We start from the raw sequence: 22,499 nt of genomic DNA on the forward strand, positions 1-22,499 counted from the left end.
CACACCCGCTCACCAGCGACTTTGGGTAGCGGTATCGCACGGTAACTCACTGAATCAGCGTAGTAACCTTCCGTTCGTTTAACGCGATTTTCACACAGCACCATCACCCTGTGAAAGAAGCGTGAGAACGAATGAGACGCAGACAACTGGCGCTCGCCGGTTTGACGGGAATCGTGGCTCTGCTCGCGAGTTCCGTCCCCGCGGACGCCGTGAACGGGAACCTCCCCGGCGGGACGAGCATCTCGGTGGACATCACCGGGCCCGCCGACAACGCCGTCCTCCCGCCCGGCCCGGCGACGGTCACCGGAACGGCGTCGATCGGCACCGGGGTCGCGGTCAAGGACACCGCGCTGACCTACGTGCTGGACGTCTCCGGCAGCACGGCGTCGAGCTGTTCGAGCACCAACGTGCTCGGCTGCGAGATCATCGCGGGCAAGAACCTCAACACCAACGCGGCGGGCCCGAACACCGTCGTCGGGCACGTCGGAGCAGTCGTGTTCGGCTCGGCCGCCGCCCCCGCGGACGTCGGTCCGGCCGCCGGGGAGCAGTTGCTCACCGGCCCCGCCACCGACGCCAACACCAACGGCACCCGTGACGTCGACGAGGTGCTGAACTCGGCCGCCATCGGCGGTGTCGGCCAGTTCACCGCGAAGAACGTCGGCAGCGGCACCAACTACGTCGCGGGCATCGGCTCGGCGACCACGGTGACCAACGCGCAGACCGAAGCCCGCAAGATCGTGGTGTTCATGTCCGACGGGCTCGCCGCGGGCGACGTGCGACCGGCCGCGGAGGCGGTCCCGGCGGACGTCACCTACTACACGTTCGCGGTCGGGGCGGGTGCGAGCTGTGCCGGCAACGACTACAACGCCAGCCTGCAGGCGATCGCCGACCTGACCCACGGCACCTGCACCGCGGTCCCGGACCCGGCGAACCTGCCGAACGTGGTGCCCGGCCTGATCAGCGCGAAGCTGACCGGCCTGACCCTGAAGGTCGGCGGCGGCGGCGCGATCCCGGTCACCAACGTCACCCCCGGCCTGCCGCAGACCGGCCCGGCGTCGGTGAACTTCACCGTCGCCACCCCGGCGCTCGGCGCGGGCACGCACGAGCTGTGCGTCACCGCGGCCGGCACCGACGGCGGCGGCGCGGGTGCGGTCACCGACTGCACGCACGTGGTCATCAACGGGCCTCCCGTGGTCTCGGCGGGCGGCCCGTACACCGGCGACGAGGGCTCGGCCGTGCCGATCGCGGGCACCGCGACCGACCCGGACAACCCCGGCGTGGGCACGACGTGGACCATCGCGCCGGCCTCCGGCGTCGACGCCGGCACCGCATGCACGTTCGGCACCGCGAACGCGCTCTCGACCACGGTGACCTGCAACGACGACGGCGGCTTCACCCTGACGCTGACCGCGGCCGACGGCGTCAACCCGCCGGTCGTGAAGACCACGACGGTGACCTTCGCCAACGTCGCCCCGGTCGTCACCGTCACCTCCCCGGCCGACGGGGCGCTGGTGAGCCCCGGCACCCCGGTCGCGGTCACCGCGCCGTTCACGGACGCGGGCAGCCACGACACGCACACCTGCACCGTCGACTTCGGTGACGGCCCGCCCGTGCCCGGCACGATCGCCGGCCCGACCTGCCAGGCGAGCCACAGCTACCCGGCCTCGGGCGGCCGCACCATCACCGCGCGGGTCGTCGACGACGACGGCGCGGCGGGCACGGCCGTGACCCACGTCGTGGTCAACGCCGCGCCGGTGGTCACCGCGGGCGGGCCGTACTCCGGTCAGGAGGGCACCGCGGTCGAGATCGCGGGCACCGTCACCGACCCCGACGGGCCGAACCTGACGACGCACTGGACGATCGCCCCGGCCTCGGGCGTCGACCCGGGCGCGGCCTGCGCGCTCGGCAACCCCGACGCGCTGTCCACCTCCGTCACCTGCGACGACGACGGCGTCTGGACACTCACGCTGACGGCGTCCGACGGCATCGCCGGACCGGTCGTCAAGACGACGACGCTCACGCTGAGCAACGTCGCCCCGCACGTGACGATCTCCGCGCCGGCGGACGACACGGTGTTCACCCACACCGCACCGGTGGGGGTCACCGCGCCGTTCACGGACGTCTCGGCGCACGACACGCACACCTGCACCGTGGACTACGCCGACGGCAGCCCGCTCGTCACCGGCACGGTCGCGCAGGGCCCGGGTTCGGGCACCTGCACCGCTTCGCACGGCTACACGGTCTCCGGCACGTACAACGTGCTGGTGAAGGTCACCGACGATGATGGCGGTTCCGCGACCGCCGTGGCCAAGGTCATCGTCAACGACCCGCCCGTGGCCGTGCCCGGCGGCCCGTACGCGGGTAACGAGGGTGCCGCGGTGTCCCTCGGCGGGACGGTCGTCGATCCCGACGGCCCGCCGTCGGCGACGCACTGGAGCATCGTCCCCGCGTCCGGTGTGGACAGTGGGACGGCCTGCGTGTTCGGCAACGCGGACGCCCTCGCCACCACGGTGACGTGTGACGACGACGGCGTCTTCACGCTCACCCTGAGCGCGAACGACGGCCTGCACCCGGTGGTCCTCGGGACGACCACGCTCACCTTGGGCAACGTCGCGCCCGTCGTGGGCATCACCGCGCCCACGACCGACAAGGTGTTCGACCCCGGCGCGCCGGTGGCCGTCACCGCGCCGTTCACCGACGCGGGCAAGCACGACACGCACACCTGCACCGTGGACTACGCCGACGGCGGCCCGCTCGTCACCGGGACGGTCGCGCAGGGCGCCTGCACGGCGTCGCACGCGTACACCGTTTCGGGGACGTACACGATCACGGTCAAGGTGACCGACGACGACGGCGGGGTGGGCACCGCGACGGTGCGGATCATCGTCAACGCCCCGCCGGTGGTCACCACCGGCGGTCCGTACACCGGGAACGAGGGCGGCGCGGTGCCGCTCACCGGCGGGGTCACCGACCCCGACGGCCCGGCGCTGACCACGCACTGGAGCATCGCCCCCGCGTCCGGTGTGGACAGTGGGACGACGTGCGCGTTCGGCAACGCGGCCGCCCAGGCCACGACGGTCACCTGTGACGACGACGGGGTCTTCACGCTCACCCTGAGCGCGAACGACGGCCTGCACCCGGACGTCGTCAAGACCACGACGCTCACGCTGGCCAACGTCGCACCGGTCGTGACGATCACGGCGCCGGCCAACGGGGCGAACGTCACCCGCGGGACCCCGGTGAACTTCACGGCGCCGTTCACCGACGCCGGGAAGCACGACACGCACACCTGCACGATCGACTTCGGTGACGGCAGTCCCGTCGCCACCGGGACGGTCGCGCAGGGTGCCTGCACGGCGTCGCACGCCTACACCGGCATCGGCGCGCACACGGTCACGGTGAAGGTCACCGATGACGACGGCGGGATCGGGACGGACACGGTCAAGGTCGTCACGTTCGTCAACGCGGAGGCGTGGGCGCTCAGCGCGTCCGGGCTGATCACCGTCGCGAAGACGCCGCTGGCCGGGTGCCCGCCGAGCTCGAACAAGACCACGGCGTCGGTGAACGTGCTCGGTCTCGCGACCGTGAACGCGCTGCACGCGCAGTGCTCGCTCGACGTGAACACCGGACGCACCAACGCTTCGGCGACGGTGTCCGGGGCCAGCCTGCTCGGCGGGCTGATCAGCGTCACGGACATCGAGACGAGCTGTGTCGCGAACGAGCAGGGCCTGTCCGGCTCGTCCCGGGTCGGCAAGATCAACGGCCAGGTCATCGGCACGGCGCCGATCACCATCGGGATCCCCGGCGTGGCCACGGTTTACGCCAACCAGACGGTCGTGGGCCCGAACGGCCAGCTCGCGCAGTACTCGGTCCGGGTGGTGACGCTGCTGGGCCAGGAGATCATCCTGTCGGGCTGCCGCATGGGCTTCTGACCCGACCCCGAGCACGCACCCTGCCGGCCGCCGGTCGGCAGGGTGCGTGCCGGTCGGCGGCCGAGCCGGGGAGCGGGCATTCCGGGCACCACGGCTCCGGTGGAGCTTCTCCGCGAAATCTCTCGCCGGCGCGTGTCGAGAACGGACGGTCGGCTCCGACTGAGGGGCACGGCGGCCGAGCGGGCCGCCACCACGACAGGAGCACCCACGATGACCAAGGTGACCGCCCAGATGTCGGTTTCCCTCGACGGCTTCTACACCGGACCACGGGACACAAAGGACTCCCCGGACATGAGCGGCTGGATGCGGGGCCCCGAAGCGCCCGGCTTCTTCCGGGTCACCCGCTGGGCCGTCGACGCCGCAGCGTGGCGTGAGCGGCAGGGCTTCGCCGGCGGCGAACGGTCGGTCGACTCGGAGATCGTCGAGGAGACGTTCGCCGCGGCCGGTGCCTACGTCATGGGCCGGCGCATGTTCGACGCCGGCGAGTTCCCCTGGGGCGAGGAGCCGCCGTTCCACGCCCCGGTGTTCGTCGTCACGCACCGTCCCCGGGAGGTGCTCGAACGCCAGGGTGGCACCTCCTTCACCTTCGTCACCGAGGGACTCGAGCGGGCCGTCGAGCTGGCCCGGGACGCCGCCGGCGGCAAGGACGTCGCGGTGGCCGGCGGCGGGGAGCTCCTGCGTCAGGTGCTGGCCGCCGGGCTGCTCGACCAGCTCGACCTGCACGTCGCCCCGGTGCTGCTGGGCGACGGCCAGCGCCTGTTCGGCCCCGGTCTCGGCCTCGGCGTGGACAACGGGATCGAGCTGGTCCCGGCCCGGGTCGTCGAGTCGCCCGGGGTCACCCACCTGCGCTATACCGTCAGCGGGCGGTCGAAGCTGGTGCTGGACGATCGTGGCGCCAGCGGCGAGCTGGTCGGAGCGGCCCAGTCGGAGCAGAGGAGCGCGCTGTGAAGTACATGCTGCTGATCTACGGCAACGAAGAAGCCTTCACCTCGATAGGCGCGGATGCCCTCACCGAGCTCATCCGCGAGACCGATGCCCTCAACCAGGAGCTGTTCGAGTCCGGTGAGCTGGTCGGCGCCTACGGCATGGCCGACCAGATGAACTCCAAGATGGTCCGGGTCGCCGGCGGGGCGCCGGTGGTGACCGACGGCCCCTTCGCCGAGGCCAAGGAGTACCTGGGCAGCTTCACGATCCTCGACTGCGACAGCCTGGACCGGGCGCTGGAGATCGCGGCCCGCAACCCGTCGGCGCGCCACTGGGGTGTCGAGGTCCGGCCGCTGATGCACGAGGCGAACATCGAGCCGTGACCGACTGGCAGGCCGTCCGGCGGCTGGTCCCGGAGGTGCTCGGTGCGCTGGTGCGCCGTTACGGCCTCTTCGACGCCTGCGAGGACGCCATCCAGGAGGCGCTGGCGGCGGCCGCGGCCCAGTGGCCGGTCGAGGGGTGGCCGGACAATCCCCGGGCGTGGCTGGTGACGGTGGCGACGCGTCGCCTCGCCGACCAGGTGCGCAGCGACGCCGCCCGCCGCCGGAGGGAGGAGGCCGATGCCTTCCGCACTCCGCCCCCGCCCTCCGGTGGCGAGGTGAGCGCCGACGACGACACCCTCACGCTGCTGTTCCTGTGCTGCCACCCGGTGCTGACGCCCTCGTCGCAGGTCGCGCTGACCCTGCGGGCCGTCGGCGGGCTGTCGACCGCCGAGATCGCCCGGGCCTTCCTCGTGCCGGAGGCGACCATGGCGCAGCGCATCAGCCGGGCGAAGCAACGCATCAAGGCGGCCGGAGCCGGCTTCGACCTGCCGCCGCCGGCCGAGCAGGCGGCGCGGCTCGGGGTGGTGCTCCAGGTGGTCTACCTCGTCTTCAACGAGGGCTACACGGCCACGTCGGGGGCGCGCCTGGTGCGGGCCGAGCTGACGGCCGAGGCCATCCGGCTGGCCCGCGAGCTGCACCGGCTCGTCCCCGGCGACGGTGAGGTGGCCGGGCTCCTGGGCCTGCTGCTGCTGACCGACGCCCGCCGCCAGGCCCGCACCGCTCCGGACGGGTCGCTGGTGCCGCTGAGCGAGCAGGACCGGACGCTCTGGAACGCCGGGGCCATCGCCGAGGGCGTGGCCCTCGTGACCGACACCCTGTCCAGGGGCCCGATCGGCCCGTACCAGCTCCAGGCCGCCATCGCGGCCGTCCACGACGAGGCCCCCACCGCCGACGTCACCGACTGGCCGCAGATCCTGGCCCTCTACACGGTTCTGGAGCGCGTGGCCCCCAACCCGACGGTGACCCTCAACCGGGCGGTGGCGGTGGCCAAGGTCCACGGACCCGCGGCCGGGCTGGCCCTGCTCGACGCCGTCTCGGCCGACGAGCGCATCTCCGCCTCCCACCACCTCGTGTCCGTGCGGGCCCACCTGCTGGAGATGGCCGGCGACCGCGACGCGGCGAGCGCCGGCTACCACGAGGCGGCCCGGCGCACCACCAGCGAACCCGAGCGGCGGCACCTCCTGACCCGCGCCGCGCGGCTGGGCTGACCGCCCGGGACCCGGTGTGACGTAGGCCACCGACCGGGTTCGACCAGGCGAGAGGGCGAAAACCTGCGTACGTTGGCAGCGAAATAGCGGCCGTTGTCCGTAGCCGGAGTGACCGACCGCTTAGTAGGCTCGCGAGCGGCAAGCAACCCGCTTCTCAACGACGAGGAGGTCCCCCGTGACCGATTCCCCTTCCCGTGTCGCCGTGGTCACCGGTGCCGGCCGCGGCATCGGTGCCGCCGTCGCGGCGCGGCTGGCCGCTGACGGCTTCGCCGTCGGGCTGCTGGACCTGGACGAGGCCGGTGTCAAGCAGGGCGCCGAGGCGATCGTCGCGGGCGGTGGCAAGGCCGTCGGCGTCGCGCTGGACGTCAGCGACGCCGAACAGGTCGAGGCGGCCGTGACCCGCGTCGCCGACGAGCTCGGGCCGCCGGTCGTGCTGATCAACAACGCCGGCATCACCCGCGACAACCTGATCTTCAAGATGACCGAGCAGGACTGGGACTCCGTCCTCGGCGTGCACCTCAAGGGCTCGTTCCTGATGACCCGCGCGGTGCAGAAGTACATGACCCAGGAGAAGTACGGCCGGATCGTCAACCTGTCGAGCACCTCGGCGCTGGGCAACCGCGGCCAGGTCAACTACTCCGCCGCCAAGGCCGGCATGCAGGGCTTCACCAAGACCCTCGCCATCGAGCTGGGCAAGTTCAACGTCACCGCCAACGCGATCGCGCCGGGCTTCATCGCCACCGACATGACCGCCGCGACGGCCGAGCGGATCGGCATGGGCTTCGAGGACTTCAAGGCCGCGGCCGCGTCGCAGATCCCCGTGCAGCGCGTCGGCACGCCCGACGACATCGCCCACCTGGCGTCGTTCCTGGTCAGCGAGGGCGCCGGGTTCATCTCCGGTCAGGTCATCTATGCCGCCGGCGGACCGAAGGACTGAGGCAGATGCGCGAGTTCGCTTCTTTGGACGAGTTCGCCGCCGCGGTCGGCGAGCACCTCGGGTACAGCGAGTGGCACACGATCACCCAGGAGCGGGTGAACCAGTTCGCCGACGCCACCGACGACCACCAGTGGATCCACGTGGACGAGCCGATGGCGGCCGCCGGCCCGTTCGGCGGCACCATCGCCCACGGCTTCCTGACGCTGTCGCTGCTCTCGGCGTTCGGCCCGAAGATCTACAAGGTCAACGGGATCAAGATGGGGATCAACTACGGCCTCAACAAGGTCCGCTTCCCGCAGCCGGTGAAGGTCGGCTCGAAGCTGCGCGCCGGGGCCGAGCTGGTGGAGATCACCGACATCGCGGGCGGCAAGCAGGCGGTGTCGAAGTGGACGGTCGAGATCGACGGCGAAGCGAAGCCCGCCTGCGTCGCCGAATGGGTCACGCGGTTCCTCGCGTGACGCCCGCCGGAAGCGGCACTTTCCCTGGGAGAGTGCCGCTTCCCCGTGGCCGCTGTACGTCATACCGACTAGTCGGTACGCTCTCTCGGACAGAGCTTGAGGAGGCACGATGAGCCGGACCGACCCCCCGGGTCTCGACCTGGGCCGCCTGCGCGCCCACCTGGACGCGCACCGGCCCGGCCTGGTCGCCGGGGAGCTGACTGCGGACGTCGTGGAGGGCGGCCGGTCGAACCTCACCTACGTGGTGGGCGACGGGCGGGGGCGCTGGGTGGTGCGCCGCCCGCCACTCGGGCACGTGCTGCCGACCGCGCACGACATGACCCGCGAGTTCCGGGTGATCTCGGGCCTGCGCGACACCGCCGTGCCGGTGCCCGAAGCACTGCTGCTCTGCGAGGACGCCGACGTCGTCGGCGCGCGGTTCTACGTCATGAGCTTCGTCGAGGGCACGCCCTACCGGACGGCGGACGAGCTCGCGGAGCTCGGCGAGGCACGCACCCGGGCCATCGCCGACGCGCTGGTCGACACGCTCGTCGACCTGCACGCGGTCGACCCGGCCGCGGTCGGGCTCGGTGACTTCGGCCGGCCGGAAGGGTTCCTGGAGCGGCAGTTGCGGCGCTGGAAGAAGCAGCTCGACGCGTCCCGCAGCCGCGACCTGCCGGGTATCGAGGAGCTGCACGACCGGCTCGCCGCGGCGGTGCCGACGTCAGGGAAGCCGTCGATCATCCACGGCGACTACCGGCTCGACAATGTGCTGGTCGACGGCGACGACAAGATCTCCGCGGTGCTCGACTGGGAGATGTCGACGCTGGGCGACCCGCTGACCGACCTCGCGCTGCTGGTGGCCTACGCCGAGCGCGACAAGGTGTCGCTGCAGTTCGTGTCGAACGCCAGCTCGGCCCCGGGCTACCCGACCACCGACCAGGTCGTCGCCCGCTACGCCGAACGCTCGGGGCGCGACGTCTCGCAGCTGAACTGGTACGTCAGCTTCGCGTTCTTCAAGCTGGCCGTGATCCTGGAAGGCATCTACTACCGCTACCGGCAGGGCCAGACGGTCGGGGCGGGCTTCGAGGGCGTCGGAGCCGGCGTTCCGCTGCTCATCACGCACGGCAACGAGATTCTCAAAGAGGAGAAGTAATGGACTTCGCGTTCGACGAGAAGACCGAGGAGCTGCGCGGGAAGCTCCTCGAGTTCATGGACTCGCACATCTACCCCGCCGAGCCCGTGTTCGAGCAGCAGCTCGCCGACCGCGACGACCCGTGGGCCATCCCGCCGGTCATGGACGAGCTCAAGGCCGAGGCCCGCAAGCGCGGCCTGTGGAACTTCTTCCTCCCCGGCGACCACGGCGCGGGCCTGACGAACGTGCAGTACGCGCCGCTGGCGGAGATCACCGGCCGCAGCATCCGGCTGGCGCCGACCGCGGTCAACTGCGCCGCGCCCGACACCGGGAACATGGAAGTGCTCTCCATGTTCGGCAACGACGACCAGAAGAAGCAGTGGCTGGAGCCGTTGCTGAACGGCGAGATCCGCTCCGCGTTCGCGATGACCGAGCCGGACGTCGCGTCCTCCGACGCCCGCAACATCGAGACCAGCATCCGCCGCGACGGCGACGAGTACGTGATCAACGGCCGCAAGTGGTACATCTCCGGCGCGATGAACCCCGCGTGCCAGATCTTCATCGTGATGGGCAAGACCGACCCGGAAGCCGCGCCGCACAAGCAGCAGAGCATGATCCTGGTCCCCCGCGACGCGCCGGGCCTGACGGTCAAGCGCGGCATGCACGTCTTCGGCTACGACGACAGCGACCACGGCGGGCACGCCGAGGTGCTCTTCGAGGACGTCCGCGTGCCGGTGGAGAACCTCGTCGCCGGTGAAGGCGACGGCTTCGCGATCGCCCAGGCCCGCCTCGGGCCGGGCCGCATCCACCACTGCATGCGCGCCATCGGGATGGCCGAGCGCGCGCTGGAGCTCATGTGCCGCCGCGCGATCTCGCGCGAGGCGTTCGGCAAGCAGATCGCCCAGCAGGGCGTCGTGCAGGACTGGATCGCCGAGTCGCGCGTGAAGATCGAACAGCAGCGGCTGCTCGTGCTCAAGACCGCGTGGCTGATGGACACCGTCGGCAACCAGGGCGCGCACACCGAGATCCAGGCGATCAAGATCTCCACCCCGATCACCGTCGAGTGGATCCTCGACAAGGCCGTGCAGGTGCACGGCGCCGGCGGTGTCAGCCAGGACTTCCCGCTGGCGGCGATGTGGGCCGGGAACCGCACCCTGCGCCTGGCCGACGGGCCGGACGAGGTCCACAAGCGCTCACTCGCCCGGCGTGAGCTGAAGAAGTACCTCTCGGAGGGCGCGAAGTGACTGTCACCGCCGAAGACCTGACCCGCCAGGCGACCGAGTTCCTGGCCGCGCACGACCCGGAGACCACGGACCGGATGGACTTCCTCCGGGCCCGGTACGACGCCGGTCTCGCCTGGATCCACTTCCCCGCCGGCCTCGGCGGGCAGACCGCGCCGCGCGCCCTGCAGTCCGTTGTGGACGGTGTGTTCGCGGAGGCGGGCGCCCCGGACAACAACCCGCGCCGGATCGGCATCGGCCTCGGCATGGCCGCGCCGACCATCCTCGCCTTCGGCACGCCGGAGCAGCACGAGCGCTTCCTGCGTCCACTGTGGACCGGCGACGAGGTGTGGTGCCAGCTGTTCAGCGAACCGGGCGCCGGCTCCGACCTCGCGGCCCTCGGCACGCGGGCGGTGCGCGACGGCGACGACTGGATCGTCACCGGCCAGAAGGTGTGGACGTCGGGCGCGCACGAGTCGCAGTGGGCGATCCTGGTCACCCGCACCGACCCGGACGTGCCCAAGCACCAGGGCATGACGTACTTCATGTGCGACATGAAGGCGCCGGGCGTCGACGTCCGGCCGCTGCGCCAGATCACCGGCGAGGCCGAGTTCAACGAGGTGTTCCTGACCGAGGTCCGGATCCCGGACACCCAGCGCCTCGGCGCGGTCGGCGAGGGCTGGAAGGTCGCGCAGACGACGCTGATGAACGAGCGCGTCGCGATCGGCGGGCACGTGCAACCGCGCGAGGGCGGGCTGATCGGGATCGTCGCGAAGACCTGGCGCGAGCGGCCCGAGCTGCGCACGCCCGAGCTGCGTGACCGGCTCGTGCAGCGCTGGGTCGAGGCGGAGACGCTGCGGCTGGCCGGTACGCGGCTGCGCCAGCAGCTGACGAAGGGTGCGCCCGGGCCGGAGGGTTCGGCCATGAAGGTCGCGTTCTCGGAGCTGAACCAGGCGCTCACCGGCCTGGAGGTCGAGCTGCTCGGCGAAGAAGGCCTGGCCTACGACGACTGGACGTTCCGGCGCCCGGCGATCGTCGACTTCACCGGCCGCGAAGCCGGCTACCGCTACCTGCGCGCGAAGGGGAACTCCATCGAGGGCGGCACCTCGGAGGTCCTGCGCAACATCATCGCCGAGCGCGTGCTGGGGCTGCCCTCGGAACCGCGCGTCGACAAGGACGTCGCCTGGAAGGACCTCCCCCGATGAGCCAGACATCGCCCGATCTGCTGTATTCGGACGTCGAGGAAGACCTGCGGGCTTCGGTCCGGGACCTGCTCAAGGCCAAGGCCGCTCCTGAGGCGCTGCTGGCGCGGGTCGAGACGGCCGAGGGCTACGACCTGAAGCTGTGGCGCACGCTGGCCGACGAGGTCGGGGTGGCCGGGCTGGCGGTGCCCGAGGAACTGGGCGGGCACGGCGCGTCGGCCCGCGAAGTGGCCGTGGTGGCCGAGGAGCTGGGCCGCAGTGTCGCGCCGGTGCCGTTCCTGGGCAGCGTCGTGCTGGCGACGACGGCGCTGGTCCGTGCGGGCGCGGGCGACTTCGTCCGCCGGCTCGCGACGGGTTCGGCGATCGGCGCGCTGGCCGTCCCGCTGTCCACGGCGCCGGGCGCGGGCTTCCCGTCCTCGGTGACCGCGGCCGCGGACGGCACGGTCTCCGGCCGCGTGGGCACGGTCGCCGACGCGTCGGTGGCGGACCTGCTGGTCGTCCCGGCCGCGGGTCCGGACGGGCCGGGGCTGTACGTGGTCGAGGCGTCGGCCGCGACGGTGTCGGAGCTGGTGTCGTTCGACCTGACGCGCCGGGTGGCCGACGTGGTGCTGGACAACGCGCCGGCGGTCCTGGTCGCGTCGGGCTCGGACGCGGCTTCGGCGCTGGAGGACGCCCTCCTGTTCGGCGCGGGCATCCTGGCGTCGGAGCAGACCGGCGTCGCCGAGTGGGCGCTCACGGAGACCGTGACGTACCTGAAGGGCCGGTACCAGTTCGGCCGCCCGGTGGGCGGGTTCCAGTCGCTCAAGCACCGGCTGGCGAACCTGTACACGGACCTGGTGCTCGCCCGCGCGACGGCCCGCAACGCCGCCGACGCGCTCGCCACGGGCACCGACGTGCCGATCGCGGTGGCGGTCGCCCAGGCCCGCAACGCCCCGATCGCGGTGAAGGCCACCGAAGAGGCGATCCAGCTGCACGGCGGCATCGGGATGACGTGGGAGCACCCGGCGCACCTGTACCTGAAGCGGGCCAAGGCCGACGAGCTGGCGCTGGGGACTCCGGGCAAGCACCGGGCCCGGCTGGCCGAGCTGGTGGACCTGCCCGCCTGAACCGCATGAACGCGCGTGGCACCGCCGGAACACCCCTGGTTCCGGTTGTGTCACGCGCGTTCCGGTGCGTCCCCGTGATCCCTTGACGACCCGGTTGCCCGGGTGCTGAGGTGAACACGCCTGGGGGTGGCTACCGGTTGCCCCCACGTTTTCGAGGGGGATCCACCGATGGTGCGCACTCACGTGCGGCGCTCGACGCTGCCCGGACGAAGAAGACGGGCGGTCACGCTGCTGACCACCGCACTGCTGCTGACGGGATCGGCGGCCGTGCTGCCGTCCACCGCCTCGGCCGCCGAACCACCGCCACTGCCCGTCAAGACGCTCTCGCGCTCGTCGTGGGCGGTCACCGACGCCGCCGATCCCTTGCACGTCAAGGTGAACGCGCCCGGGGACGCGCCGGTCGGTGCGAGCGTGGACGCCAAGGGACCGCACGTCTCCCGGTCGTACTACACGCTCGACCTGACGTCGCTGCTCGGCAAGCACGTCGTCACCGCCGCCCTGACCATCCCGGAGAAGCGCGCCGCCGACTGCGCGCACCGCGCGGTCGAACTCTGGTCCACCGCCCCGGTCACCGGGAAGTCGTCGTGGGTCAAGCCGCCGGCCGAGCTGACCCGGCTGGCCACGGCCGGGGCGCCCGCCGCGGGCTGCCCGGCCGACCTCACCGGCCTCGACCTCACCGCCGCCGTCACGAAAGCCGTGCGGGCCGGGGAAAAGACGCTCACCCTCGGGCTGCGGGTGCCCGCGGCGCACGAGCTGGACCCGCGCTACGGCCGCTGGTTCGCCAACGACGTCAGCCTGAAGGTCTCCTACAACACGCCGCCGAGCGTGCCGGTGAACCTCCGCACGGAGGCGCCCGACGCGGCGTGTGCGACGACCGCGCCCGGGGTGTTCGCGCGGGCGTCGAACTCCCCGGTCACCGGGCACTACGCCGACGTCTCGGACCCGGATCCCGAGCAGGACCTGCTCGCGCACTGGGAGATCTGGTCGGTCGACGACCCGTCGGTCCGCCGCGACCTCGACTGGCCGGTGACGGACGGGCGCGCGTACGCCCAGTTCGACAACCCGACGCTGCCGCGGGACCGGACCTACGCGTGGCGGCTGCGGGTCACCGACGGCGTCGACACCTCGGACTGGACCCCGACCTGCTACCTGACTTCGGACAGCGTCCAGCCGGAAATGCCCGGTGTCACCTCCGAGGTCTACCTCACCGACAGCCCGTGGGACCCGCGCGGCGGCATCGGCGTGCCGGGGCAGTTCACCTTCACCGCCAACGGATCCGCGGACGTCGCCCGGTACGAGTACCGCTTCACCGGCCAGTCCGGCTGGACCTCGGTGCCCGCCGAATCCCTCGGCGGACCGGCGACGGTGACGTTCACGCCGGCCGACTCCGGCTCGTTCTCGGTCGGGGTCCGCAGCGTCGACCGCGCGAGCAACTACTCCTACGAGGAGTACCGGAGCTTCACCGTCAAGGACATCCGGCCGTACGTCTGGTCGTCGCTCTACTACCCGACCGGAAGCACCAACCCGGCGGGCAACGTCGGCGTGCCGGGCGTGTTCGACTTCAGCCCCGGGCTGCCGGACACCGTGAGCTACACCTACCACCTGGAGAACGCGCCGGAGCAGACCGTCGCGGCCGACGCCGACCGTGAAGCCCACGTGACGCTGGCGCCGACGCACGGCGGCGAGAACGTGCTGTACGTGCGCAACACGGGCGCCGACGGGACGGTTTCGCTCTACCGCGAATACAAGTTCCAGGTCGACACCGCGCCGAACATCGCCTGGGACGGCCCGATCCAGGTCGGTTCCGCGACCCCGTTCCGGCTGACGCCCCGGCTGGCCGGCACCACGTCGTACACCTACCGGTTCAGCAACTTCCAGAGCGAGCCGATCGGTGACCCCGTCACCGTGCCCGCGGCGGCGGACGGAACCGGGTCGTTCACCTGGACACCGCTCGACACCCGGGCGGACGCCGTGCAGGTGTACAGCACGGCCGCGGACGGCACGCGGTCCGAGGAGCGGTACCTGAGCTTCCTGGTCGACGGCGCGGCACCGTACGTGACGCGCACCGGCGGCGCGGACGCGCCCGGACAGCCGGGCACCTTCAGGTTCCGGTCGTCGATGAAGAACATCGCCGAGTACGTCTACTGGTCCTCGACCGACCCCGCGCACAAGCTGACCGTGCCCGCCCGGCCGGACGGCACGGCCGAGGTCACCTGGACGCCCACCGAGGCCGGGAACGTCTGGTTCACGGCGCAGGCCCGCAACACGGCCGGGGTGCTCTCGGACGAGGGGTCGACGTCCTTCACCGTGGACGACAGCCCGGTCGTCACGTCGGCCGACTTCGTCCGGGAGCCGGCCGGGCCGATGCGGCCCGGCACGTTCCAGCTGACCTCGCGGATGGCGGGCACGGTGGCGTTCGAGTTCGCGGTGGACGGCACCACCACGGACGTCCCGGCGGGTCCCGACGGCAAGGCGACCACCGCCTACACGCCGGCGACGGCCGGGTACCACACCGTCTACGTGCGGGCCCGGGCCGCGGACGGCCGGACGTCCGGCTGGGGGTACTACCCGTTCACCATCACCGACCGGCCGCTGGTGTCGTCCGCGGACTACCCCACCGGTGAGCGCTCCGGCGGGCCGGGGGTGGCCGGGACGTTCACCTTCGCCCCGAGCGCGCCCGGAATGACCGGGTACGTCTACCAGGTGCACCGGAACTGGCCGGACAGCGCCGACGAGCCCGAGCGGACCGTCCTGGCCGAGGCGGACGGGACGGCGTCGGCCGAATGGACCCCGCAGACGGGCGGGGACTACTACCTGACGGTCCAGGGCAAGCGGGCCGACGGTGGCCTCACGGAGACGACGTACTACTCGTTCTCCGTCGCGTTCCCGGCGGTCTCGGGCGACTGAGCCGCGTCGGGGCTCCCCGGCCGGACCGCGGCCGGGAAGCCCCGATTTCGTGAATAGTCTTCATTTTCTTTCGTATTTTCGCTCATCTGAGCGAAAATTCTGTGAGCCAGGCCACTCGGGAGGCAAAAGGGTGGCAAAAGTGCCCGGCTTCCCATGGTTCTTCCCACCCGTCGCGATCTAGCCTGGGCGCCATGGAATTCGCCGTCGCGCCGACGGATGCCGCGTTGGAGGAAACGACCGTCGTCGTCGGCGGTCACCGGCACAGTGCGCTCGCGGCCGGGCCCGAATCGGGCGAGCTCGTCCTGCTGCTGCACGGCTGGCCCGAATTCGCCGACGCCTGGACCGAGCAGCTGCACGCCCTCGGCGAGGCCGGCTACCGCGCCCTCGCGGTCGACCAGCGCGGCTACGCCGGCCAAGCGCGCCCCGACGGCGTCGAGCACTACACGATCGAGCACCTGGTCGGCGACGCCCTCGCCTTCGCCGACAGCCAGGGCGCCGACCGGTTCCACCTGGTCGCCCGCGACTGGGGCGGCATGGTCGCCTGGGCCCTCGCCACGGCGCACCCGCACCGGCTGCGGTCCCTGACGGTGCTCTCCACCCCGCACCCGGCGGCCCTGCAGCGCGCGGCCGCCACCGACGACGGGCAGTTCCACGACCTCGGCTACATCCGCTTCTTCCGCCGCGGCGTCGGCAAAGCCGAGAAATTCCTCTTACGCGACGAAGCCGCCCAATTACGTGCTGTCTACAACCGCCGGATTCCGGTCGAATTCGTCGAAAGCGCCGTCGCCCGCCTTTCCGAACCGGGCGCGCTGACCGCGACGCTGAATTGGTACCGCGGCGCCACGAACGACGTATTCCACGTCCCGGCGGGCCGCATCACGGTGCCGACGCTCTACCTGTGGGGCAGCGAGGACCCGTACCTCGGCCAGAGCGCGGCGGAGCTGACGGTCCACCACATCGACGCGGAGTACCGCTTCCAGATCGTCGAGGGCGCGACCCAGTGGATGGCGATGGAGGTGCCGGACGAGGTGAGCGCCTTGCTGCTGGACCACCTCCGGCACCACTAGCCGGTCTTGCGGACCAGCCCGGTGTAGCCGACCAGCGCGAGCGTCGCCAGCGCCCAGATCGCGGCCTGCACCAGCCAGATCGCCACGGTGAACCACTGGCCCGCGGTGATTCCCGTGTTGAGGTCACACCGCCCGCGCACCCCCGGCGACAAGGGCAGCCCGCGATCCAGGCCGACGCCGATGAGCTCCACGGTCGTGCAGGGCGTGCCCACCTTCGCCGTGAGCTCCGATGTGCGCTCGGCGGCGCGATGGCCCGCGTCGCCGACGTGGCCGGCCCAGAGGCCCAGTCCCCCGGCGGCGACCACGGCGAACAGGAGGGCAGCCGCCGTCCGGCGGGCCCGGTAGCCGTACCCGGCGAGGGCGCCCCACAGCCAGTGGAACCGGCGGGCCGGCCAGCCGCCGATCGCTTCGGGCGCCCGCCGCTGGAGGTCGCGCTGCTGGGCGATGAGGATCTGCCGCGCGTTGCCGTCGTGCCCGGCGGCCCGCTCCGACGCCGCCAGCCGCTGGTACGGCCCGGGCCGGTACGCGGCGGTGTGGTCCCGGATCAGCTGCAGCCATTCGTGCCAGGTGACGTCCCCGAGCGAGCCGAACCGGAAGCCGTCGAGAACCACCTGGCCACTGGCGCCGACCAGCTCGGCGGGTAAGAAGATCGGCCCGTCGACGGTGGCGTCTTCGAGGCTCACGCGGGTCCCGTCCTCGAGGTGGGCCAGCTCGGCGCCGGTGAAGTTCAGCTGACCGCCGATGTGGGCGCCGAGCAGGCGGATCGTGGCATCGTCACCGGCGCCGGTCCCGCGTAGTCCGGTCAGGCGGACGCTGTCCCGGACCCGGCACCGGTCCGCGAACAGCACCGGTCCCCCGTCGTTGGTGACGACGGCGTCGGCGAGGGTGACCGAGCCGTCGATCCGGGCCGCCCCGAGGCTCAGCGCCCCGAACTCGGACGAGCACGTCAGCTTCGCGCCGATGAGCTCGAGCAAGGTGCCGACCCGGAGGTCGTCGGCACTGACCGCGGGACCGGCCGCGCCGGCCAGCTCCGCACCGCCGAGCCGCAGCTGGCCGGCGATCTCGGCGTGGTGCAGCCGGACCGCGCCGTCCGCGCCGTCGGCGTGCGCGCCTTTCAGGTCCAGGCTGCCGCCGACGTGCAGGCGGTCGGCGTGGAGCGCGGGACCGGCGTCGTTGGCGATCCGGGCGCCGTCGAGGTACAGGTCGCCGGCGATCCGGGCGGTGAGCAGCCGGATCGTGCCCTTCTCACCGGACCCGGTCGCGTTCGCCACCCGCAGGTGCGCGTTGCCGCCGACCCGGAGGCGGTCGCCACCCAGCGCCACCCCGGTGTCGTCGGCGAGTTCGGCGCCGTCGAGGACGAAGTCCCCGGCCACGTCGGCGCCGAGCAGGCTGAGCGCCCCGTGCCCGCCCGAGCCCCGCGCCTTCATGTCTTCGGCCGAGAAGCTGCCGTCGACCCTGATGCCGTCGGCGCTCAGTCCCGGGCCGAGGCTGTTGGTGACCACGGCGACGCCGAAGTCGGCCCGGCCGCCGATCCGCGCGGTGTTCAGGCTGATCGCGGCACGGTCATGGGCGGCGGTCGCGGTGGTGCCCGTCAGCAGGAGTTCGGCCGCCTGGACGCCGATGGCGTCCACGGCGGGCCCGCTGTCGTTGGCGAACTCGGCCACGCCGAGGTTCAGCAGACCGCCGATCCGGGCGGAGAGCAGGCAGACCGTCCCGTTTTCCCCCGTCCCGGTCGCCTTCACCGCCGCCAAGGACAGGTTCTCGCCGACGACGAGGCGCTCGGCGTTCAGTGCCGACCCGGACGCGTTGGTCAGCACGGCGTCGTCGAAGTTGGCATCCTGGGAGACGTGCGCGCCGAGCATGCGGACCGTCCCCATCGACCCCGTGCCGGTCGCCCGCAGGCCGCCGCCCCCGAGCGCTCCGCATTCGAGACCGTCCAGGTAGACCGCGGGGCCGTCCGCGTTGGTGATCTCCGCTCCGTTGAGGAGGATCCACCCGGAGACCCGGGCGTCCAGCAGGCAGATCGCGCCGAGCCGGCCGGCGCCGGTGGCCCGGATCCGGGACAGCCGCAGTTCGTCCGTCCGGAGTCCCTCGGCATCCAGCGCGATCCCGGCACCCCCGGCGAACTGGGCGCGGGCGAAGTCGGCGAAGGCCGTGATCCGCGCCCCGGACAGGTCGACCGCGCCCAGCTTGCTGCCGGAGAGGTCGAGCCAGGGCAGGGTGCCGTGCCGGGCCTTGACCGGGCCGGGGATCACGCAGTCCGCCAGGCCGAGGCCGGTGATCGCCTCGACGGCGTCCAGGTCCAGCTCCCCGGTGATCCGGGCGCCCTCGACGCGCACCCCGCGCGGATCGAGCGGGCCACGGCGGCCCAGCAGCAGCTCCCGCACCACTTCCGCACGGATCGACGCGTCGACGGTCAGCGAATGGCCGCGCCGGGCGGCCTCGACCAGGTCCCGCTCCGGCTCGGTGAGCTCGTCGAGGACAGGCAGCGGCGGGAAGTCGGTCACCCCGCCAATCAACCAGGTGGGCGGAGGGCGTCCAAGAGCAGGTCCGCGTAGTGGTCCCCCACCTGCCGCGCCGAGAGCGTGCCCCCGCGGCGGTACCACGAGCCCAGGTGGTGGACCGACCCGAAGAAGAAGTCGACGACCACGTCGGCCGGCTTGTCGGTGCGGAACTCCCCCGTCGCCTGCCCTTCCTCGACCAGGCCGCGGAAGCGCTCGTGGTACTTGCGGCGCTCGGCGCGGACCGCCTTCCGCTTGTCCGGGGACAGCTGGTGCATCGACTGCAGGAAGATCGTGTTGTCGTCGAGGTTGTCGATGCTGGACACCACGACGTCGGACGCGGCGGCCGCGAGCCGTTCGCGCAGCGGGGCGTCCGACGAGGCGACGCTCTCCAGCTGGCGGGTCTGCTCGCGCAGGACGCGGGCGTAGATCTCGTAGAGCAGGTCGTCCTTCGAGCCGAAGTAGTGGTACATCGCGCCCTTGGTGACGCCCGCGGCTTCGACGATCTCCTGGACGGACGTGCGGTCGAAGCCCTTCTTGGCGAACAGCTTCGTGGCGTGCTCCAGCAGCCGCCGGGGCACGGCGGCCTGGTCGTCGCCGGCCGCCTCGCCCGGCTTGCGGGTGCTTGCTCGGGTCACGGCAAGTACCCCCTCTCCGAATCAGGACGCATCAGGATAACGGCTCACCCCGCCCAGGTCAGGAACCGCCGCGGGTTGTCGACGAGCATCGTGGTGAGGTCCGCTTCGGACACCCCGCGTTCCCGCAATGCGGGCAGCACGTCCCGGGTGATGTGCAGGTAGTGCCAGTTGGGCGTGAGCGTGGGCAGCTGCTCGGCGGGCAGCCAGTCGGTGTAGCAGGACGCGTCGTGCGAGAGCACCATGCTGCCCGCGTAGCCGCGTTCGCACATCGCGGCGACGGTGTTCACCCGGTCCTCGAACGGCAGCAGCAGGTCGAGGCCGAACCGGTCCATGCCGAGCAGCGAGCCGCGGTCGGCCAGCTCGGTCAGGTAGCCCAGGTCCGCCGAGTCGCCGGAGTGCCCGAGCAGCACGCGGCTCAGGTCGACGCCTTCGGCTGCGAAGATCGCCTGCTGCTCCAGCCCGCGCCGCGTGCCGGCGTGCGTGTGCGTCATGATCGGCGCGCCGGTCTCGGCGTGCGCCTTCGCCACCGCGCGCAGCACGCGCTCGACCCCGGGCGTCACGCCGGGCTCGTCGGTGGCGCACTTGAGCAGCCCGGCCTTGACGCCGGTGCCGGCGATGCCCTCGCGGATGTCGCCGACGAACAGCCCGACGAGCGGGTCCTCGCCCTCCAGCATCGTGCCGGGCCCGCGGAAGTGCAGGTAGTGCGGCACGTCGTAGTAGGTGTAGAGCCCGGTCGCGACGACGATGTTGACCTCGACCTCGGCGGCGACCCGCTGCACGCGCGGGATGTAGCGGCCCAGGCCGATCACCGTCGGGTCGACGATCGTGTCGATCCCGGCCGCCTTCAGCTCCTTGAGCCGCCGGATCGCCTCGGGGACGTGCTCTTCCTCCTTGAAGCCTTCGTGGTCCGGGTAGTTGACGGCGAACTCGGGGCTGAGCACGAAGAGGTGTTCGTGCATCAGGACCTTGCCCAGCGCTTCCGGCGCGATCGCGCCGCGGACCGTCTCGACCATCAGCCCCTCGCCCGCAGTTCGCGGCGCAGGATCTTCCCGCTGGTGGTCTTCGGCAGCTCGTCGAGGACCTCGATGGTGCGCGGGTACTTGTAGGCGGCGAGCCGTTCCTTGCACCAGGCCACCAGTTCCGCCGGATCGGCGGTCACGCCGGGCGCGGGACTGACGTACGCCTTGACCGTCTCGCCGCGGTACTCGTCGGCGATCCCGACGACGGCGGCCTCGCGCACGGCCGGGTGCGTGTACAGGACGTCCTCGACCTCGCGCGGCCAGACCTTGAAGCCGGACGCGTTGATCATGTCCTTCTTGCGGTCGACGACGTAGACCCAGCCGCGGTCGTCCATGAACCCGATGTCGCCGGTGAGCAGCCGGCCGCCGGGCAGCGCCTCGGCCGTGGCGTCCGGGCGGTTCCAGTAGCCGGAGACGACCATCGGGCCCTCGACCGCGATCTCGCCCGCCTGCCCGAACGGCAGTTCTTCGCCGTTCTCGCCGAGGATCCGGACGATCGTGTCCGGCACCGGCAGGCCGATCGAGATCGTGCCGGACGCCGGGTCGATCGGCGCCTCGAGGGTGCCGGGGACGACGACGCAGCCGGCCGTCGTCTCGGTGAGGCCGTAGCCGTTGTGGATGTAGTGCCCGGTCCTCGCGCGGAAGGTCTCGACGACGGCGGGCGGCAGCGCGGCGCCGCCGGAGTAGAGCAGCGCGAACGACGCGAAGTGGTCACTGCTGAAGGACGGGTGGGCCATCAGGGCCATGTAGGCCGTCGACGGCCCGACCGTGTAGGACGGCCGGTGCTCCAGGAAGGCGTCGAGCACGACCCCGGCGTCGAAGCGGTAGGCGAGAGCGAGCGTGCCTCCGATGTCGATCGCGGAGCCGACTTCGCAGACCATGCCGGTGATGTGGAACAGCGGCGCGAGCCCGAAGAGGGTCGAGCCCTCGGGAAGGCCGCTGAACGAGCCGAGCCCGGCGGCGTTGATGCCGATGTTGCCGTGGGTGTTGGTGGCGCCCTTCGGCGTGCCGCTGGTGCCGGAGGTGTAGCTGATCAGCGCGGTGTCGTCGAGCGCGAAGGCGGGTTCCGGCGGCTTCGGGCCGGGCGTGGCGGCGGCTTCGAGGAGCTCTTCCGCACCCGGGGTCTCTTCCCGGGTGACCTTTCCCAGGACGCGCTCGTCGTCGCGGGTCTGGAACTCCAGCTCGCTGGTGGTGAGGGCGATGCCGACGCTGTTTTCGGCCGCGGTCTTGCCGATGTAGGCGTTCCAGCCGCGTTGCGAGCAGACAACCGCTTTGACCCCGGCGTCGGTGAAGACGTGGGTGAGCTCGCGCTCGCGGTACATCGGGTTGACCGGCACCACGATCCCGCCGGCCTTCCACGCACCGAGCAGCGCGATCACGAACTGCGGGATGTTCTGCAGCACCAGGGCGAGCCGGTCACCGCGGCCGAAGCCGTTCTTCGTGAGGTAGCGGGCGACGCCATCGGAGAGCTCGTCGACCTCGCGGTAGCTCAGCCGCGCGTCGAAGTACGCGATCGCGGCCCGGTCGGGGACGTGGTCCACCGCACGGCGGAACGACTCGGGCAGCGTCGTCGGCTTCGCCGGTTCGGCCGTCCGCACCCGTTCGTCGTAGCTCGCGAGCCAGGGCTTCGCGTCGTACCAGCTCATCCAGTGACCTCCTTTGGACACCGACCGGTCGGTATGGCGACGCTAGGAGGCCATGGCGGTCCGCGTCAAGACCCGGCGCCGCCACGGAAATGCAGAACTCGCCTTTCACCGCTTTACACGGACGCCGGTTCGAAATGGTTCACCTTCTCTCCGTTCACCGTTTCACTCTGGACAAATCCCTGGTGGAGCAGCCACGATGATGTTCGCGGCCGGTTCGGCCGCACCATTCGGAACAAC

16 protein-coding genes are annotated in these 22,499 nt (G+C 71.8%); 12 read left to right on the plus strand and 4 right to left on the minus strand.

Features of this window, described 5'->3' with window-relative positions; translation table 11 throughout:
* The first annotated feature begins 131 nt into the window (after positions 1-131).
* From AB0C38_RS38650 to AB0C38_RS38705, 12 genes are all read left to right on the plus strand, one after another.
* On the plus strand, positions 132-3,932 hold the full coding sequence (locus AB0C38_RS38650) for a PKD domain-containing protein (RefSeq protein ID WP_360682770.1): 3,801 nt from the start codon (positions 132-134) through the stop codon (positions 3,930-3,932).
* A gap of 210 nt (positions 3,933-4,142) precedes the next feature.
* Complete coding sequence (locus AB0C38_RS38655; RefSeq protein WP_360682772.1) at positions 4,143-4,880, plus strand: dihydrofolate reductase family protein; 738 nt, start codon at positions 4,143-4,145, stop codon at positions 4,878-4,880.
* 5 nt (positions 4,881-4,885) lie between these two features.
* Positions 4,886-5,239 carry a YciI family protein gene (locus AB0C38_RS38660; protein ID WP_360682832.1) on the plus strand — a complete coding sequence of 118 codons (354 nt, stop codon included), beginning with the start codon at positions 4,886-4,888 and terminating at the stop codon, positions 5,237-5,239.
* Positions 5,236-6,447, plus strand: coding sequence for a DUF6596 domain-containing protein (locus AB0C38_RS38665; RefSeq protein ID WP_360682774.1), 1,212 nt, complete (start codon positions 5,236-5,238; stop codon positions 6,445-6,447). Before AB0C38_RS38660 ends, AB0C38_RS38665 begins: the two co-directional genes overlap by 4 nt.
* 175 nt (positions 6,448-6,622) lie before the next feature.
* On the plus strand, positions 6,623-7,384 hold the full coding sequence (gene fabG / locus AB0C38_RS38670) for a 3-oxoacyl-ACP reductase FabG (RefSeq protein ID WP_360682776.1): 762 nt from the start codon (positions 6,623-6,625) through the stop codon (positions 7,382-7,384).
* A 5-nt stretch (positions 7,385-7,389) separates the two neighbouring features.
* Positions 7,390-7,842, plus strand: coding sequence for a MaoC family dehydratase (locus AB0C38_RS38675; RefSeq protein WP_360682778.1), 453 nt, complete (start codon positions 7,390-7,392; stop codon positions 7,840-7,842).
* A gap of 109 nt (positions 7,843-7,951) precedes the next feature.
* Complete coding sequence (locus AB0C38_RS38680) at positions 7,952-8,977, plus strand: phosphotransferase family protein (RefSeq protein ID WP_360682780.1); 1,026 nt, start codon at positions 7,952-7,954, stop codon at positions 8,975-8,977.
* Positions 8,977-10,200 carry an acyl-CoA dehydrogenase family protein gene (locus tag AB0C38_RS38685; RefSeq protein WP_360682782.1) on the plus strand — a complete coding sequence of 408 codons (1,224 nt, stop codon included), beginning with the start codon at positions 8,977-8,979 and terminating at the stop codon, positions 10,198-10,200. Before AB0C38_RS38680 ends, AB0C38_RS38685 begins: the two co-directional genes overlap by 1 nt.
* Entirely contained in the window at positions 10,197-11,381 is a 1,185-nt protein-coding gene (locus AB0C38_RS38690; protein ID WP_360682784.1) for an acyl-CoA dehydrogenase family protein, read from the plus strand. Before AB0C38_RS38685 ends, AB0C38_RS38690 begins: the two co-directional genes overlap by 4 nt.
* Positions 11,378-12,484, plus strand: a complete 1,107-nt coding sequence (locus tag AB0C38_RS38695) for an acyl-CoA dehydrogenase family protein (protein ID WP_360682786.1) — start codon at positions 11,378-11,380, stop codon at positions 12,482-12,484. Before AB0C38_RS38690 ends, AB0C38_RS38695 begins: the two co-directional genes overlap by 4 nt.
* A 168-nt stretch (positions 12,485-12,652) precedes the next feature.
* A complete protein-coding gene (locus AB0C38_RS38700) occupies positions 12,653-15,391 on the plus strand; it encodes a hypothetical protein (RefSeq protein ID WP_360682788.1) in 2,739 nt (912 codons plus the stop codon).
* 191 nt (positions 15,392-15,582) lie between these two features.
* Positions 15,583-16,458 (plus strand): alpha/beta hydrolase, encoded by an 876-nt coding sequence (locus AB0C38_RS38705; RefSeq protein ID WP_360682790.1) that lies wholly within the window; start codon positions 15,583-15,585, stop codon positions 16,456-16,458.
* On the opposite strand, the gene AB0C38_RS38710 is transcribed toward AB0C38_RS38705, so the two are convergent.
* From AB0C38_RS38710 to AB0C38_RS38725, 4 genes are read right to left on the minus strand one after another with little or no spacing between them, the layout of a single operon-like run.
* Positions 16,455-18,965 carry a hypothetical protein gene (locus AB0C38_RS38710; RefSeq protein ID WP_360682792.1) on the minus strand — a complete coding sequence of 837 codons (2,511 nt, stop codon included), beginning with the start codon at positions 18,963-18,965 and terminating at the stop codon, positions 16,455-16,457. The two genes, AB0C38_RS38705 and AB0C38_RS38710, sit on opposite strands and share 4 nt — an antisense overlap.
* An 8-nt stretch (positions 18,966-18,973) precedes the next feature.
* Positions 18,974-19,597 carry a TetR/AcrR family transcriptional regulator gene (locus AB0C38_RS38715; RefSeq protein ID WP_360682794.1) on the minus strand — a complete coding sequence of 208 codons (624 nt, stop codon included), beginning with the start codon at positions 19,595-19,597 and terminating at the stop codon, positions 18,974-18,976.
* A 44-nt stretch (positions 19,598-19,641) separates the two neighbouring features.
* Positions 19,642-20,610, minus strand: coding sequence for a phosphotriesterase-related protein (locus tag AB0C38_RS38720; protein ID WP_360682796.1), 969 nt, complete (start codon positions 20,608-20,610; stop codon positions 19,642-19,644).
* Entirely contained in the window at positions 20,610-22,262 is a 1,653-nt protein-coding gene (locus tag AB0C38_RS38725) for an AMP-binding protein (protein WP_360682798.1), read from the minus strand. Before AB0C38_RS38725 ends, AB0C38_RS38720 begins: the two co-directional genes overlap by 1 nt.
* Positions 22,263-22,499: the final 237 nt, after the last annotated feature.

Source organism: Amycolatopsis sp. NPDC048633 (assembly GCF_040650695.1).
Taxonomy (GTDB): domain Bacteria; phylum Actinomycetota; class Actinomycetes; order Mycobacteriales; family Pseudonocardiaceae; genus Amycolatopsis.

What these genes read in the sequence shown, in the direction of transcription:
- AB0C38_RS38720 (WP_360682796.1), bottom strand. Translation starts at nt 20,610, where the DNA reads ATGGTCGAGACGGTCCGCGGCGCGATCGCGCCGGAAGCGCTGGGCAAG.
- AB0C38_RS38685 (WP_360682782.1), top strand. Translation starts at nt 8,977, where the DNA reads ATGGACTTCGCGTTCGACGAGAAGACCGAGGAGCTGCGCGGGAAGCTC.
- AB0C38_RS38705 (WP_360682790.1), top strand. Translation starts at nt 15,583, where the DNA reads ATGGAATTCGCCGTCGCGCCGACGGATGCCGCGTTGGAGGAAACGACC.
- AB0C38_RS38680 (WP_360682780.1), top strand. Translation starts at nt 7,952, where the DNA reads ATGAGCCGGACCGACCCCCCGGGTCTCGACCTGGGCCGCCTGCGCGCC.
- AB0C38_RS38725 (WP_360682798.1), bottom strand. Translation starts at nt 22,262, where the DNA reads ATGAGCTGGTACGACGCGAAGCCCTGGCTCGCGAGCTACGACGAACGG.
- AB0C38_RS38700 (WP_360682788.1), top strand. Translation starts at nt 12,653, where the DNA reads ATGGTGCGCACTCACGTGCGGCGCTCGACGCTGCCCGGACGAAGAAGA.
- AB0C38_RS38655 (WP_360682772.1), top strand. Translation starts at nt 4,143, where the DNA reads ATGACCAAGGTGACCGCCCAGATGTCGGTTTCCCTCGACGGCTTCTAC.
- AB0C38_RS38650 (WP_360682770.1), top strand. Translation starts at nt 132, where the DNA reads ATGAGACGCAGACAACTGGCGCTCGCCGGTTTGACGGGAATCGTGGCT.
- AB0C38_RS38660 (WP_360682832.1), top strand. Translation starts at nt 4,886, where the DNA reads ATGCTGCTGATCTACGGCAACGAAGAAGCCTTCACCTCGATAGGCGCG.
- AB0C38_RS38675 (WP_360682778.1), top strand. Translation starts at nt 7,390, where the DNA reads ATGCGCGAGTTCGCTTCTTTGGACGAGTTCGCCGCCGCGGTCGGCGAG.
- AB0C38_RS38695 (WP_360682786.1), top strand. Translation starts at nt 11,378, where the DNA reads ATGAGCCAGACATCGCCCGATCTGCTGTATTCGGACGTCGAGGAAGAC.